Annotated in this window: 15 protein-coding genes; 14 read left to right on the forward strand and 1 reads right to left on the reverse strand. The window is 31.9% G+C overall.

Annotation, left to right across the window (positions count from 1 at the left end; translation table 11 throughout):
* The first annotated feature begins 57 nt into the window (after nt 1-57).
* The 11 genes from HYG85_RS16315 to HYG85_RS16365 all read left to right on the forward strand — a co-directional run bounded on the left by HYG85_RS16315 (nt 58) and on the right by HYG85_RS16365 (nt 12,667).
* Nucleotides 58-666 (forward strand): MptD family putative ECF transporter S component, encoded by a 609-nt coding sequence (locus tag HYG85_RS16315; RefSeq protein WP_212690539.1) that lies wholly within the window; start codon nt 58-60, stop codon nt 664-666.
* The gene (locus tag HYG85_RS16320; RefSeq protein WP_212690540.1) at nt 659-1,390 is read left to right on the forward strand and encodes an energy-coupling factor transporter transmembrane component T family protein; all 732 of its coding nucleotides are present in this window, start codon (nt 659-661) and stop codon (nt 1,388-1,390) included. The genes HYG85_RS16315 and HYG85_RS16320 overlap by 8 nt, the downstream gene beginning before the upstream one ends.
* On the forward strand, nt 1,381-2,880 hold the full coding sequence (locus tag HYG85_RS16325) for an ABC transporter ATP-binding protein (RefSeq protein ID WP_212690541.1): 1,500 nt from the start codon (nt 1,381-1,383) through the stop codon (nt 2,878-2,880). The genes HYG85_RS16320 and HYG85_RS16325 overlap by 10 nt, the downstream gene beginning before the upstream one ends.
* Nucleotides 2,881-4,632 (forward strand): ABC transporter ATP-binding protein, encoded by a 1,752-nt coding sequence (locus tag HYG85_RS16330; RefSeq protein ID WP_212690542.1) that lies wholly within the window; start codon nt 2,881-2,883, stop codon nt 4,630-4,632.
* Nucleotides 4,625-6,364, forward strand: a complete 1,740-nt coding sequence (locus tag HYG85_RS16335) for an ABC transporter ATP-binding protein (protein ID WP_212690543.1) — start codon at nt 4,625-4,627, stop codon at nt 6,362-6,364. Before HYG85_RS16330 ends, HYG85_RS16335 begins: the two co-directional genes overlap by 8 nt.
* 138 nt (nt 6,365-6,502) lie before the next feature.
* Nucleotides 6,503-7,201, forward strand: a complete 699-nt coding sequence (locus tag HYG85_RS16340; protein ID WP_113673969.1) for a L,D-transpeptidase family protein — start codon at nt 6,503-6,505, stop codon at nt 7,199-7,201.
* Between the two features lie 79 nt (nt 7,202-7,280).
* On the forward strand, nt 7,281-7,667 hold the full coding sequence (locus tag HYG85_RS16345) for a reverse transcriptase-like protein (RefSeq protein WP_212690544.1): 387 nt from the start codon (nt 7,281-7,283) through the stop codon (nt 7,665-7,667).
* Between the two features lie 18 nt (nt 7,668-7,685).
* On the forward strand, nt 7,686-8,600 hold the full coding sequence (locus tag HYG85_RS16350) for an aldo/keto reductase (protein WP_212690545.1): 915 nt from the start codon (nt 7,686-7,688) through the stop codon (nt 8,598-8,600).
* 85 nt (nt 8,601-8,685) lie between these two features.
* Nucleotides 8,686-8,877, forward strand: a complete 192-nt coding sequence (locus HYG85_RS16355; protein ID WP_113673972.1) for a ferredoxin — start codon at nt 8,686-8,688, stop codon at nt 8,875-8,877.
* Between the two features lie 197 nt (nt 8,878-9,074).
* A complete protein-coding gene (locus HYG85_RS16360) occupies nt 9,075-11,672 on the forward strand; it encodes a GH116 family glycosyl-hydrolase (protein WP_212690546.1) in 2,598 nt (865 codons plus the stop codon).
* A 20-nt stretch (nt 11,673-11,692) separates the two neighbouring features.
* Nucleotides 11,693-12,667: a LacI family DNA-binding transcriptional regulator gene (locus HYG85_RS16365; protein WP_212690547.1), complete on the forward strand. Its 975-nt coding sequence runs from the start codon at nt 11,693-11,695 to the stop codon at nt 12,665-12,667.
* Nucleotides 12,668-12,797: 130 nt separating this feature from the next.
* Here HYG85_RS16365 and HYG85_RS16370 read toward each other — a convergent pair whose 3' ends face one another.
* Nucleotides 12,798-14,282 carry a methyl-accepting chemotaxis protein gene (locus HYG85_RS16370; RefSeq protein WP_212690548.1) on the reverse strand — a complete coding sequence of 495 codons (1,485 nt, stop codon included), beginning with the start codon at nt 14,280-14,282 and terminating at the stop codon, nt 12,798-12,800.
* Between the two features lie 291 nt (nt 14,283-14,573).
* On the opposite strand from HYG85_RS16370, the gene HYG85_RS16375 reads away from it, so the two are divergent.
* The 3 genes from HYG85_RS16375 to HYG85_RS16385 all read left to right on the forward strand — a co-directional run bounded on the left by HYG85_RS16375 (nt 14,574) and on the right by HYG85_RS16385 (nt 16,868).
* The gene (locus HYG85_RS16375; protein WP_113673976.1) at nt 14,574-15,377 is read left to right on the forward strand and encodes an amino acid ABC transporter substrate-binding protein; all 804 of its coding nucleotides are present in this window, start codon (nt 14,574-14,576) and stop codon (nt 15,375-15,377) included.
* Nucleotides 15,378-15,442: 65 nt separating this feature from the next.
* Nucleotides 15,443-16,093, forward strand: a complete 651-nt coding sequence (locus HYG85_RS16380; protein WP_212690549.1) for an amino acid ABC transporter permease — start codon at nt 15,443-15,445, stop codon at nt 16,091-16,093.
* Between the two features lie 13 nt (nt 16,094-16,106).
* Entirely contained in the window at nt 16,107-16,868 is a 762-nt protein-coding gene (locus HYG85_RS16385; protein ID WP_212690550.1) for an amino acid ABC transporter ATP-binding protein, read from the forward strand.
* Nucleotides 16,869-16,870: the final 2 nt, after the last annotated feature.

Below are 16,870 nucleotides of genomic sequence, written 5' to 3' on the forward strand. Positions count from 1 at the left end.
CATAATGATATTGATTATTAATATCAGGAAAAACTAAAATAAAAGGAGTAGTTCGCTATGGAAAGAATTAATAGAAATAAGCTGACCAGTAAGAATTTAATTGCAATTGGAATCTATAATGCAGTCTTTTTTGCTTTGGTGCTAATAATTGGAATGATTGTTGGGATTGTACCTGTATTCTATCTGTTCTTCTATGCTATTGGAAGCATAGCTCTAGGACCAGTCTATATGTTGATTATCAGCCGTTCACCTAAAAAAGGAACAATAGTGATTAGTGGTATCATTCAAGGATTGATCTGGACATTGATGGGTCTTTGGCATATGGTTATATTCACTACAATTGGTGGTATATTGGCTGAAATAATTGCTAACATAGGGCAATATAGAAAGAAATTCTATATGGTACTGTCATTTGTAGTTTTCATCCTCGGATTTTACGGTACTAGTTTTGGTGTAATCATCTTTTTCAGTGACTATTACATCAAGCTTTCCAAAGAATTAGGAGGAAAAGCTGATTATATAACAAGTATTGTTAATCTTGTACATGGACCTATGGGAGTTATTGCTTTTATAGCTACTATTATTGGAGCAGTCATAGGTGGAGTATTTGGAATAAAGTTATTAAAAAAACATTTTGACAGAGAGGAATTATCATACAATGGATAATGTGATGATTGGTAATTTCCAAAGGCAGAAGTCAGGATGGATTACTTTTGACCCTAGAATAAAACTATTTCATGTTGTAGTTACTGGGATTATATTTTTTAACATAGAATCATGGAAGAGCATGTTTGGTTATATATTAAGTATGATTCTAGTGATGATGGCATTAGGTGTAATAGGACCTGCTGTAAAATATATGTTACTATCTTTGGGATTGCTGTTTTGCTATGTTGTATTACCTAATATAATCGATAGTCAAGTTATTGGCTCTATTGGTACGCTAATGTTCATATTAGTTCGTTTTATGCCTTTTTGTATGATGGGAACTATAATAATCAGAACGGTAGATGTTACAGAACTTATAGGAGCGTTAAACAAACTAAGGTTTCCTAGAGTTCTTATTGTGCCCTTTGCAGTTACTGTAAGATTCATACCAACTATTTTTATAGAGCTTAAAATTATAAGAGATAGTATGGCAATTCGTAACATTCAACTATCATTTTATGGTTTCATCAGAAAGCCTTTTAGAACCATAGAATATCTATTGGTACCATTATTATCTAGAAGTGGCAAGATAGCAGAGGAATTGGCAGCATCTGCTATGACAAGAGCCATTGATTATCCTTGCAAAAAAACTAATGTAAATAAATTATATTTAAGGTTTATAGATTACTTCTATATTCTATACATAATAATTACAGGAGGGATGGTGATTATATGGGATTAACAGCCATCGCCTTGAATGAATTTTGTTATAGATATAATAATGTCAAAAAACTAGGGTTGGATACAATTAACCTAAAAATAGATGAAGGTGAATGTATCTTAGTGACAGGGAGAAGTGGTTGTGGAAAAACGACCCTAACACGTGCTATTAATGCCTTGATACCCCATTTTTATGAGGGACAAATAAGTGGTAAGGCTTATGTGTATGATATAGATGTTGGGAATGAACCAATACATAATGTATCTAAGAAAGTAGGATCAGTTTTCCAAGATCCAAGATCACAGTTTTTTACTACAAATACTACTAGTGAGATAGCATTTGGAATGGAGAATCTCGGTTATGAGAGAGAGCATATGAATGAGAGCATTAAGATAGTTTCAGAGTATTTAGGTATAGAAGATTTATTGAATAGATCTGTACATGAGTTGTCAAGTGGTGAAAAACAAAAAATAGCCATTGCTTCTATATATGCTATGAATCCGTCCATAATCGTCTTTGATGAACCATCAGCTAATCTAGATATTGAATCTATAGTTAAACTTAGGGGAGTAATGAAGGTTCTTAAGGAAAAAGGTCATACAATCATAATTGTAGAACATAGAATTCATTATTTATTAGGTCTGGTTGATCGAATATTATATATGGACAAGGGTAAGATTATTGAAGATATGAGTGAAGAACAGTTAGTAAATATGAAAGATACTGTCTTAAAGCAAAAAGGTATACGTACATTTGATTTGAAGAATGTACCAGTAAATGTTAATCATTCACTAGATATCAACAGAAAAACAACTGGAGAAAAGGTTCTTGAAGTAAAGAATCTAAAATTAGTAAAAAATAAGAAGATTATTCTTGAAGATATTAATCTTGATATTTATAAAGGTGAGATAGTAGGGATTGTTGGTCCATGTGGTTCAGGAAAGACAACTCTTGTAAAAACCATTTGCGGGTTGATGAAAGAACAATCGGGACATATATATATCAATGGAGAACAGATAAAGAGAAAGAAACGTATGGAATATACTTATTTCGTTATGCAGGATTCAGACTATCAACTATTTGCTGACAGTGTTTACAATGAACTTATATTGGGTAATAAGAAAGAGAATTATGAAAATAATCTTATTGATGATGTATTAAAAGAGTTCAATTTATCTCATTATCGGGATAGGCATCCATCTACACTTTCAGGTGGTGAAAAACAAAGACTGACTATTGCAATAGCTGGGTTCAAGAATCATTCTATACAATTTTTTGATGAACCTACCAGTGGTCTGGATAGAGATAACATGGAGAGAGTTAGTGATAATTTGTTAGAATCAAAAAAGCAAGGTAAATCCATTGTTGTAATATCCCATGATTATGAATTCATATTGAAGACTTGTAACAGGATCATTCAGCTAGAACAAGGTAAAGTAGTTGATAGTTACCAGCTATCTGAAAAGACAAAATCAAAATTATTGAAACAGGTTAAGAAGGGGGATGTCTGAATGGATGGATTTAGAAAGATTATAAGATATGCAAGTGATTATAAAAGCAAAGTATATAAAGCCATGACACTGATTTTTTTGAGTGTTATAGCAGGTATAATACCTTATATCATGATTTATGATATAGTAATAAAATTTGTTGATGACAAGCCTTTTACATTAAGTTATTTATTAATTATGGCTGGTGGAATATTATTATTTCTCCTATTTCAAACTATATTCTATTTACAAGGACTAGGCGCATCTCATGATGCGGCATATGACACTTTGATGGGGATGAGAGTGAAATTTACTAATAAAATAATGACTCTTTCAATTGGAGATATACAGAAGGAAGGGATAGGTAAATATAAAAAGAATCTAGTGGATGATATTGACAGTATGGAAGCTTATATAGCGCATATGATTCCAGAAGGGATTCCATATGTGGTTATGCCATTAATTGTTTTTATAATATTATTTATCATAGATTGGCGTATGGGTCTACTATCAATGGGTTCTATTCCTTTTGGAATAATTGCTATGACTCTTATGATGAGATTAAGCGGTAAGATGGATGATTACTATAAAGCCTCAAGTAAAGCCAATGCTGCAATTGTAGAATACATCCACGGTATGGAAGTGGTAAGGATCTTTAATAAGACGGCTACTTCATTTGAAAAGTATAAAAATGCTATAACAACATTAAAAGATTTTACACTAGCATTGTATAGAGATTCATGGACATTGATGGCTATGAATGCAGCGATTCTACCTTGTACTATCTTATTACTTCTACCTGTTGGATTTTCAATGTATATAAGAGGTACATTACCACTATCAACATTTATCTTTTCTGTGTTACTGACTCTAAGTATCAGTGTACCTCTTGTAAGATTACTGGAGTATGTGGGATTACTTACCCATGTGAGCAAAAAAATCAACGAATTAGAGAAAACAATGGAACAAAGAGGCTTAACTGTCGAGGATAATGGTCAGTCACCTGTGGGTAATGAAATCCTATATGAAAATGTAGTTTTTGCATATGAACAAAAGGATGTAATAAAAGATGTATCATTCAAGGTAGAAGAAAATAGTATGACAGCTATAGTAGGTAGATCAGGGAGTGGAAAAAGTACTTTAGCAAAATTGCTGGTTCATTATTGGGATATTGGTGGAGGTGACATAACTATAGGTGGTGTTTCCATTAAAAACATGACTTTTGATAGATTATCCAAGTATATAAGTTATGTGGCTCAAGATACTTTTTTATTCAATATTTCAATAATGGAGAATATAAGAATAGGAAAACCGGATGCAACAGATGAAGAAGTCATAAAAGTGGCAAAGATGGCAGGGTGCCATGATTTTATAATGAATCTGGAACATGGGTATAATACATCTGCTGGTGATGCAGGTAAAAAATTGTCTGTTGGAGAGAAGCAGAGAATCACTATAGCAAGAGCAATGATTAAAGATGCGCCGATTATCGTTCTAGATGAGGCTACATCATCAACAGATGCAGAAAATGAAGATAAGATTCAAGAAGCTCTTAATAATCTGATTGCCAATAAGACACTGATTATTATTGCACATCGTCTATCAACTATTGTACACGCAGATCAGATATTAGTTATGGATGATGGTAAATTAGTAGATAAGGGTACTCATAATGAACTTCTCAATAATTCTATGGATTACAAAGCTTTATGGGATGCTCACATGAAATCTATGGAATGGAATATTAAAATAGAGGAGGGAAATTATGCTTAGTGTTGTAAAACGAATAATAAAGCTTGCAAATGAATTTGCTTATAAGATAAAAATTGCTTTTGTACTAAGTATATTCGAAGGTATATGTGCTCAGATGCCAATGATGCTTGTATTATATGTTTTTTATCTGATTCTGGAAGAAAAGGCAACAATGAAACAAGCATGGATTGTTGGTATAGTCATGTTCTCTAGTGTTATCATAAGAACTATTCTAAAAAGATTAATTGATGGGTTTCAATCAGGTACAGGGTATGAGATTTTTGAAAGAGAAAGATTATTATTTGCTGACCGCATCAAGAGAATTCCTATGGGATATTTTACAAGCGGGAATGTTGGAAAGATAACATCTATTGTTACGACAAACATGTCTTTTGCTGAAGAATTCGGTATTTCATCAATGTCAAAAGTTGTAACCGGTTATATCAGCATGATACTTAGTATAATATTCATGTTGATAATTGATGTCAGAATAGGAATCGTCAACCTTATTATTCTTGTTGGTGCTAATATTACCCTAAAAAATATTCAAAAAGTAGGGGTGCATCATGCAAAGATACGTACTAAAGCCCAAGCACGATTGATTGATGCAGTTCTAGAATACATTGAAGGTATACCAGTGGTAAAATCGTTTAATCTATCTGGTAAAAGAGCTAAAAAAATTCAAAAAGAGTATAAAGATTCCAGAGATACATCAATTGAATTTGAGAAAAAGTTCATGAAGCCTTTGTTTTGGTTTGAACTAGTATTTGTTGTTGGTACAGGAGCTACTATATTATTGATTACATATCTATTCATGAAAGGTAACTTAGATGGCTATTTCATGTTAACCATGTTGATCTATATTTTCCAGATGTATATTCCATTCAAAGTATTAGGTGGACTTACAGGAGTTGTTAGGATCATGGATGCAGGACTTGATAGTTATGAGGAATTGAAGAATTTACCTCTTATAGATGAAGATGGGAAAGATATATATATTGATAGTTATGATATAGAATTCAAGAATGTAACATTCGCATACGAAGAAAGGGATATTCTCAAGAATATTAGTTTCAAGGTGCCAGAGCACAGTATGACAGCTCTAGTTGGTAAATCAGGATGTGGTAAAAGTACTATAACTAATCTGATTGCAAGATTTTGGGATACAGATAAAGGAAAAGTACTGGTAGGTGGAGTAGATGTAAAGACTATGACTAGTGACAGCCTCCTAAAAAATATCAGTATTGTTTTTCAGAATGTATATTTGTTCAAAGATACTATAATGAACAATATTAAATTCGGTAAACCAGAAGCTACAAAAGAAGAAGTTATAGAGGCGGCGAAAAAGGCAAGATGTCATGATTTTATTATGGCACTTGATAAGGGTTATGATACTATGGTAGGTGAAGCAGGAGCATCTTTGTCTGGTGGTGAAAAACAAAGAATATCCATAGCTAGAGCCATATTGAAAGATGCACCTATCATACTCCTTGATGAAGCAACAGCTAGTGTAGATCCTGATAATGAAAGATATATACAAGAAGCCATCAGTGCATTAGTTAAGGATAAGACTCTTATCGTAATAGCACATCGTTTGGCTACTATAAAAGAAGCTGATCAAATTCTAGTAATAGATGAAGGTAAAATAATTCAAAAAGGAACTCACGAAGAGCTTGCAAGAGTTAAGGGCAGATATCAAGAGTTTTGGAAAATCAGGGAAAGAGCTAGGAGTTGGGAGATAGGGAAGAAATAGTAGAAATTAAGTTCACTCAGGTGAACTTTTTTTATACTGTTGTAATTTTTTGTTATAATGGACAGTTTGTATTTCATATTATTAATATGACGCAACAAGTTTGTATTATTGAGTACATACTTAAAGGAGATTAGTAGTATGAAATATATGTACATAAAAATTGTATTAACTGTTATACTTGCTATAAGTGTAGCAAACCTTATATGTATGAAAAAGACCAATGAAAATCTGCTGGAAGTGTTTTTTAGTCAAAAGAATAATCCTTATTTTATACATGTAGATCTTGATACTTATATCATGTACGTTTTTAAAGATAATGAAATATACAAGCAATATCCTGTTTCAGGTGGTAAGTATAGTACTCCATCGCCTCTGGGTACATGGAATATTGTGAGTAAAGCCAATTGGGGAGAAGGATTTGGTGGAACATGGATGGGGTTTAATGTACCCTGGGGAAAATACGGTATACACGGTACAGATGAACCGTGGAGTATAGGAAGTGGACTCTCAAAAGGTTGCATCAGAATGTATAATAAAGATGCTAAGGAGTTAAAAAAATATATCCCATATGGAACTAAGGTTACAATAGTTCAAGGACCATATGGACCTTTTGGAGATGGTTTTAGAACATTGAAACCTAGTAATATTGGTTCCGATGTCTATGCTGTTCAAAAGAGACTTAGAGAACTTGGTTACTATAAAGGTTTTTGCGATGGAAAATACGGTGAACAGATGAAGCTGGCAATCTATGCTTACCAAGATGATAAAGGATTACCTAGGTCTTATTACATAACTGAGACTTTATATGAAAGTCTTGGGTTCGTTCAATACGAATAAAAACTAGACTAACTTATAATTGATAAAAATGAATACAAGTGTTAAACTAAGGTAAACTATATAATTAACGGAGGTAACCATGATTACAGCTTATTTAGTAGGGATTTCAACTTATCAAGAGAATGAAGATATAGAAGTTAGATATTGTATATATGATGATGATGAACTTATTTGCAAAGAATCAGTTTGGAGAGAATATAGAAAGCCTTTGGTTGTCACTCACTGGGCGTTACTCACACTATTAAAGAAACTCAAAGAGTTTGGAGATAAGGATATAACAGTTAAGATCAATGATGGAGCATTATATGAGCAGATAAAAGGTACTTCAACATCAAAAAACAAAGAAGTAATGAAGACTGCTAAGAAAGTCAGAGAAAGATTAGAGCATTATCCAAATATTACAGTAACTAATGTTGGAACAGATAACGATGAACTAAAAAAATGGAATAAAATTCTAGAATCATAGACAAAGGAAGATAGACATATGAAAAATATAAGAATTGGCAATAAAATTGAAGCATCCGAGATATCATTAGGATGTATGAGAATAAATAATCTATCAAAAACTGAAGCCTCAAAACATATAAATACTGCATTAGAGGAAGGAATTAACTTTTTTGACCATGCAGATATTTATGGTGGTGGGAAATCAGAAGAAGTTTTTGCTGAGGCTATTAACATGAATCCTAGTATCAGAGAAAATATTATAATTCAAACAAAATGTGGTATAAGAAAAGGTTATTATGATTTTTCTAAAGAACACATTCTTGAATCTGTAGAAGGCAGTCTCAAAAGGTTAAAAACCGATTATGTGGACGTATTATTACTTCATAGACCAGATACACTAATGGAGCCAGAAGTAGTGGCTGAAGCTTTTTCTAAGCTTCATGAAAGTGGAAAAGTAAAGTATTTTGGAGTAAGCAATCAAAATCCTATGCAGATGCAGTTACTTAATAAATATCTTGAGAATAAAATAATCATTAATCAATTACAGCTTAGTATTACAAATACTGGGATAATTGATTCTGGATTGAATGTTAATATGAAGATAGATCCTTCTATAGATAGAGACGGAAGTGTCTTGGAATTTTGTAGACTTAATGATATTACAATCCAAGCTTGGTCCCCATTCCAATATGGTTTCTTTGAAGGAGTATTTCTGGATAACGATAAATTTCCAGAGTTAAATGATAAAATAAATGAAATAGCAGAAGTCAAGAAAGTATCTAATACTGCTATAGCCATTGCTTGGATTTTAAGACATCCTGCTAAGATACAGCCAATAGTCGGAACAACCAACCTTAAGAGATTAAAAGATATCTGTAAGGCTTCTGATGTTAACTTATCTAGACAAGAATGGTATGAGATATATAGAGTAGCAGGAAATAAGTTGCCATAGACAAATCCATTGTAATAGAATCTTCTAATTGGAGAATACTAAATTAGTGTATAGATATCTAAAGATTAGAAGGGAGTTATTGATTATGAAAGGATTTGTTGATGAAGAGACTTGTATTGGATGTGGTCTATGTCCAAGTATATGTCCAGAAATATTTGAAATGGATAATGAAACAGGAAAAGCCATTGCTAAGGATATTGAGATAGCAGATGATACATTAGAAGATGCTAAGGATGCTGAAGAACAATGTCCAGTGGAAGCAATAGACATTAAATAAATAAATGAATTATAAACCCAGTAGGAAGATTAGAGAGTATAGATCTTCCTGTTTTTTATATAAATTAATATAAAATAGGTTTACATAATCTAGAAGTTTGAGTGTAAATTTTAAAATAATTGACTTTGTTTAAATATGATGATAAAATTAAATGTGCTCGAGCACATATTATTAATTGAGAGGTAGGTTGTGTATGTATGGGAATTTATATTGGAGAAAAAACAAAAGAAATATCCTTCCCTTTAGGGGGAATAGGAGCTGGATGTATTGGGTTGGCAGGAGACGGAAGATTAATAGATTGGGAGATTTTTAATAGACCAAATAAAAATAGTAATAATGGGTTTACACATTTCGCTGTTAAAGCCGAAGATGGACAGAAAGTTATTGATTCCAGAATATTACAAGGTCATCTTCAACCTCCATATACAGGCACAGGAAATAAATGGAGAGGATTTGGTCATGGTGTCAATCGTACAACAATGAGTGGGCTGCCAAAATTTGAAAACGTTGAATTCATAGGAGAATTTCCTATAGCAAATATTAATTTATCAGACGATAGCTTTCCTGGACTAATCAAGCTTACTGCATTTAACCCTTTTATACCACTTAATGATAAGGATTCAAGTATTCCAGCTTCATTTTTTGATATAGAAGTTAAAAACATAACTGATAAACAGTTAAACTATACAATCAATTTTGCCATGAGTAATCCATTAAAAGGGATAAATATCAATAGATACAAGAATATTGATGGGCTACATATCATGAATATGTCAGGTGGATATCAGGAGAAAGATTACAACTATGGAAATGCATCAATAGCTACAGATTCAAACAATATTAATCATCAGGAATATTGGTTTAGGGGTAGATGGTTCGATAATCTTGAGATTTATTGGCGTGAATTTACTTCTTTTGGAGCTTATAAAAATAGAAGATATGATAAAAATGAGACTATTGAAATGGATAACTTGACTGGAAACGATGTTTGCATGATATCTGCAACAATATCAATTAATCCAGGAGAGACCAAAAAAGTAAAATATGTTCTTTCATGGTATTTCCCTAATTGTTACAACTATTGGGATGAATTTAATAAAGAGCCTGAATACAAGGATACTAGTAAAAATTATTGGAAGAATTACTATAGTACTATATTTGAAGATTCCACAGATGTAGCTACATACTGTTATAAAAATTGGGACAGATTATATAAAGAGACCTTAACATTCAAAGAGGCATTATTTGATTCAACTTTACCTGCTCAAGTGATTGATGCATTATCGGCTAATATCTCAATATTGAAATCACCAACTTGTTTAAGACTAGAAAATGGTGAATTTTATGGTTGGGAGGGTTGTCATGAAGATACTGGAAGTTGTGAAGGAAGCTGTACTCATGTATGGAATTATGCATATGCACTACCCTTTTTATTCCCTAATTTAGAACGTTCCATGAGGGATTTGAATTATAAATATAATCAAAAAGAAAATGGTGAAATGTGTTTCAGATTACGATTGCCATTAGGTAGAGAGATCAGTGATTTTAGGGCATGTGCCGATGGACAATTTGGTGATGTAATCAAAGTATATCGTGAATGGAAGATATCAGGTGATACTGATTGGTTGATATCCAACTGGAAAGCTGTTAAAAAATCCATTGAATATGCTTGGGAATCAACCAATTATGATAAATGGGACCCAGAGAAATCAGGGGTGTTGACTGGAAGACAGCATCATACCCTTGACATGGAGCTTTTCGGACCTAATTCATGGTTAACAGGATTCTATCTTGCAGCTTTGAAAGCGGGGGCTGAGATGGCTGAATTCCTAGGGGAAAAAGTAACAGCAGATGAATATAGAGACATTTTCAACAGAGGTAAAAAATGGGTAGACAACAATCTGTTCAACGGTGAATATTACCAGCAGCAAATAGATCTGAAAGACAAAGAAATATTGAAAGAATATGTTACTAATGATGATAATAGCGCTATAGACTCGTATTGGAATAAAGAGTCTAAAGAAATTAAATATCAAATTGGAGAAGGGTGTATTATCGATCAGGTAATTGCCCAATGGCATTCAAATATTATAGGTTTAGGAGAAATATTTGACCCTAAAAATACTAAAAAAACTTTACATTCCTTATATAAATATAACTTTAAACCAACAATGGTTAATTTCTATAACCCATGTAGAGTATACTGTTTAGACAAAGAAGGTGGAATTGTAATATGTGATTGGCCAGACGATAAATATAAGCCTATAGTCCCTGTTCCATATGCAGAAGAAACGATGAATGGTTTTGAATATCAAGTGGCGACACATATGATACAAGAAGGAATGATTTCAGAAGGATTGGAGATTGTTAAAGCCGTAAGGGATAGATACGATGGTTATAAAAGAAATCCTTGGAATGAATTTGAGTGTGGCAGTAATTATGCACGTTCTATGGCTAGTTATGGTCTTTTATTAGCATTAAGTGGTTTTGAATTTGATATGGTCAATCAAGCAATAGGATTCAATCCAGTCATCAATCAGGATAATTTCAAGTGTTTCTGGGCTATTGGTAATGCATGGGGTACATTCACTAGCAATAATGAAACTGTACAATTAACCGTATTATATGGAAAACTTGAGATAAAAACCTTGCAATTATCATTTATAAAAGATAAAATTAAAGCTGTTAAAAATAATGAAGAGATAATGAATCACAGATTCAATGAAGGTAGTATTGAGTTTAATGAAACAATAAGCATTAAACAAAATACTAAACTCATGATTTATAGAAAATAAAAATCCATTTAGGTGATTATATGGCTGTAACAATTAAAAATATCGCTGATGCATGTAATGTCTCAAGAGGGACTGTGGATAGAGCTTTGAATAATCGTGGAAAGATTAATCCAGAGAAAAAGGAACTTATATTGGCAAAGGCAAAAGAACTAGGATATAAACCTAATTATATAGCTAGAAGTTTAAAAAGAGGTAAAACCAATACAATAGGTATAATAGTTTTTAACCTGTATAATGAATTCTTCTCTAGCCTAATTAATTCTATGGAAGAAAAAGCTAAAGAAAAAGATTATCATATTGATTTGGCGTTAACTCATTATGATAAAGATACTGAAAAAAAATGTGTAGAGAGTATGATAAGGAGACAAGTTGATGGTTTAATATTGTGTTCTGTAAATAATAAAAAAGATTATTCTTCATGGCTTCAAAAATTCAATATACCTGTAGTATCATTGGCTAATAAAATATCCAATAAGATACCATATATCAGCGTTGATGATAGAAGAGCCATGAAAGACGCAACCCAATATGTTGCTGATAAAGGGTATGATAGAATTATTTACATAAGTCCCCCACTTGCCTATGAAGATACACATAATATTTATGCTTTGAAACAAAGGTTTGAAGGATTTAGTCAAGTAAATATGGAACATGAATCTATTATCATTGAATCAAAAGATTATATTAGAGAGCTTGAAACTATCAATATTCTGGAATACAAAACTGCTATACTATGTACAAGTGATATATATGCTTTAGAGGTTCTTAATTATTTGAAAGAAAAGAAAATAAAAATCCCTAGCCAAGTTGGAGTCATGGGATTTGATAATATTAATATGTTGAAATATATTGAACCACATTTAACGACGGTTAGTTATCCAATTGAACAAATAGGAGCAATAGCTATTGATTCAATAAGCCAAGCTATTGAAAATGGTAATAAAATACAAAATATGGTTATTACACATGAAATTATTATAGGAGAATCCTTATAATTTTTTGTACAGAGATACGATTGAAAATTAAGGGGCTGTTTCAGAATACATTATTTATCGTACTAGCTTTAGTAAGATAGGCACTACTATAGCTATCCACGATAATTTGTATTATGATACAGCCCAATTTTTAACTTATATATTTTTCCATTTCCTGTGAGGTATTTATGAGTTCTTCTACCAGATTCATAGCAGTATTAGAACTATCTATGTGCTTGTTGGAGATATCTAATGTATCATCAAAATTAGCTAAGATTTCTTCAGATGTCTTTTTGGTATTAATAATAGAGTCATTAATTTTTTTGGTGGCTGAAAGTGCATATGATATTTGATCATTAACTGTTTCCATCTTATTTTTGACCAAGTCAACACTATCACTTATATTTGCTAAAGAATTCTTGCTTTCAATTATCAAGGATTCTTGTTTGTTGTTAAGATTTTTTGCTGTTTCAACGGATTCAACGTTTTTATCTACTTCATCAATAATATCATTAATGATTATTGAAACATTCCCGATAGACTCTTTTGACTGATCTGCTAATTGTCTTATTTCATCAGCTACTACAGCAAATCCTTTACCGTATTCTCCAGCACGAGCAGCTTCTATTGATGCGTTAAGGGATAATAGATTAGTCTGTTCTGATAAGCTGGTGATTATTTTTACTATATCACTTATTTCATTGGTTTTGTTTTTCAGTACTTTCATACCGTTGTAAACATAATTATATTTATCCTTTACTTCCTTGCTCTTATCAGTTAATGAATCCGATATATCGTTACTGGTATATACCATTTGATGCATGTCAGTAAAAGAATCTTTCATTTCATTAGATAGCTTAGTTATTTCAATCATTTTGTCTTGAACACTATTTATCAAGTTAGCCTCGTTTTGTATATGCTCAGTATTATAATTCATTTTGTCCGTTACCAAGGTAATATTATCAACTAGTACTTCAGAGGATTCAGAAGTCTCTTTTACTATGTCATAAACTGATTTTGAATTATTATTTGAGATATTCATTAGGTGTAATATGTCATTTTGAATATTTTGCTGTTCTAGTTTAGCAAGTTTAAGCTCTTTTATACTTTTATTAACATTTTTCATTGAATCTGAGTATACACAAACTATTATATATAGAATTACAATAAAACCGATGATAGTTCCGAATTGCATGATTAGTTGAGATTTCAACTCTGTATCTACCACATTTTCTTGTAGTCTTATTACTGTGCCAACAATATTAATCAGTATAACAAATATACTATCCACCAGTAAACCTTTCTGGGAGGCGTATAAAGTTTCTATAGTCAATATTGGAAATATAAAAATGAATGGTAAGAATGTCGGATAAGTTATGTACAGAAAACCATAATAAAAAATTAAAGAACCCATACAAATGGTTCTAATGACAGTTGAATCAACTCGTTTTCTGTAGATGATAGTACTTGATATGGCTGCTGTAAATGTAACAAATATTATTAGCAGAACTTCATAGAGTCTTCTAGTATGGTTCATGTAATCAAATATAAGTCCGCCACTGGCTGCAAATGCTGCTAAATACGTTAAAGCAATAACTATTTTATTAATCCTTTTAATAAATAGATCATCTTCCATATATTAACACATCCCTCTTATAGTATAATAATATTTTAAGACATATATCTAATTATTTCAATATATATTAACATTTTTTTGCATTATATATCCTAAAATACAAATTATAGTATTATAAAAATATTTACTAGATGAAATTATCATACAATGTATTAAGGTATGATAATAAACATTTTGGTGATTAAGGGGGTTAGGGAATAATTGAACTTTACTTTAATATGATAATGTGATAACATAGCAAGGTGAAATTACTTTACAATTAAATAAGAGATAATATTAAGGAGAACAACTATGAAAAAGAGTTATTTACTATTCACACTAATCATTTTACTAATAAGCGTTACAGCTTGTTCAAACAAAAAAACTACAGACGATACATATGGCGAAGGCAACGAAGAAAAAAGCACTTTCACAGTAGGATTTGATCAAGATTTCCCACCAATGGGATTTGTTGGAGATGATGGAGAATTTACTGGATTTGATCTTGACCTTGCTGCTGAAGTAGCAAAACGTTTGGATTTCGAGCTAGTTCTACAACCTATAGCTTGGGATGCAAAAGATATGGAATTGAAGTCTGGAAATATAGATTGTATTTGGAATGGATTTACAATTACTGGACGTGAAGATAATTATACTTGGACAGATGCATATATGTCTAATAAACAAGTATTTGTTGTAAAAGAAGATTCGGATATTAAAACTTTTGCTGATTTGGCTGGTAAGTCTATTGTAGCACAAGCTGATTCCAGTGCAGAAGCGGCATTATCAGAACGTCAAGACCTAGTAGATACTTTTGGAGATTATATAAAAGCAGCGGACTACAATATGGCTTTGATGGATCTTCAATCAGGAGCAGTTGATGCAGTTGCAATGGATTATATTGTAGCAGGTTATCATATTGAGAAAAAGAAAGCTGACTTTGTGATATTAGATGAATCTTTAGCTTCTGAAGGATATGGAGTTGGATTCTTACTAGGAAATGAAGAGTTAAGAGATAAAGTACAAACAACATTAGAAGAAATGGCTGATGATGGTACTCTAGAAAAAATTTCTACTACTTGGTTTGGAAAAGATATCACTACCATCAAGAAATAATTATACGGAAAGAGGCATAGCCTCTTTTCACAGTATTACGTTTTATTAATGTTAGGGGGATAACCTTGGATTTACTAGTTTTATTATCTAAATTAGGTGAAGGTATGCTGAAAACTATAGAGATATTCACTCTTACTTTGGTGATATCTCTTCCTCTTGGTCTATTAGTATCAATAGGAAGGATTTCTAGAAACCTTATACTTAGGAATATTATTAAGATATACATATCCATTATGCGTGGAACACCGCTTATGCTGCAATTGATGGTGGTTTATTTTGGACCATATTATTTATTTGGGATAGGTATGCCTAGAAGTTATCGTTTTGGTGCAGTAATCATAGGTTTTTCATTGAATTATGCAGCATATTTTGCTGAAATATATAGAGGTGGAATTGAATCTATGGCTGTAGGTCAATATGAAGCAGCTAAACTTCTTGGATACAATAGAGTACAGACCTTCATTAAGATTATCCTGCCTCAAGTTATAAAACGAATATTACCTTCTATAACTAATGAAGTCATAACCCTTGTAAAAGATACTTCTTTAGCTTTTGTAATATCATTCTCAGAGATGTTTACAGCAGCTAAAGCTATAGCATCTGCACAATCAAATATGACTCCATTTGTAGTAGCGGGTATTTTCTATTATGTATTTAACCTTATAGTAGCGACAGTAATGGAGAAAATAGAGAAGAGTTTGGATTACTATAGATAGGAGGTCATTGTAAATGAAATTATTAGAAATAAATAATCTTAAAAAGAGCTTTGATGACCTTGAGGTAATTAAAAATATATCCTTGAATGTAGAGCAAGGCAAAGTTGTAGCAATAATCGGTCCATCAGGTTCAGGAAAATCAACTCTTCTTAGATGTGCAACTATGTTAGAAAGAATTGATTCAGGTGAAATATTCTATAATGGAGAATGCGCTGTAAGTACTGGTGACAATGGAATAGTGAAATATGCTTCTAATAAGGAGTTAAAGAAAATATACAGCTATTATGGTCTAGTTTTTCAGAATTTCAATCTGTTCCCTCATTTTTCAGTAATGAAGAATGTGACTGATGCTCTTATTCATGTACAGAAAAAGAGCAAAAAAGAAGCTTATAAAATAGGTAGGGAATTGCTTGTCAAAATGGGATTATCTGACAAAGAGGAAGCTTATCCATGTCAATTGTCAGGTGGACAGCAGCAACGTGTGTCAATAGCAAGAGCCCTAGCCCTTAATCCAAAGGTATTATTCTTTGATGAACCAACCTCAGCCCTTGACCCTGAGCTTACAGGAGAGGTGTTGAAAGTTATTAAAGATTTGGCTAGAGAACATATGACTATGGTAATAGTAACTCATGAAATGAGCTTTGCAAAAGAAGTTGCCAATCATGTTATTTTTATGGATGGCGGAGTTATAGTGGAACAAGGTTCACCAGAAGAGGTATTTGGTAATACTCAAAATGAAAGAACAAAGGCTTTTATTAAAAGAGTTAATTTATAAAA

Origin of the sequence: Vallitalea guaymasensis (assembly GCF_018141425.1) — a bacterium.
Classification (GTDB): Bacteria; Bacillota; Clostridia; order Lachnospirales; family Vallitaleaceae; genus Vallitalea; species Vallitalea guaymasensis.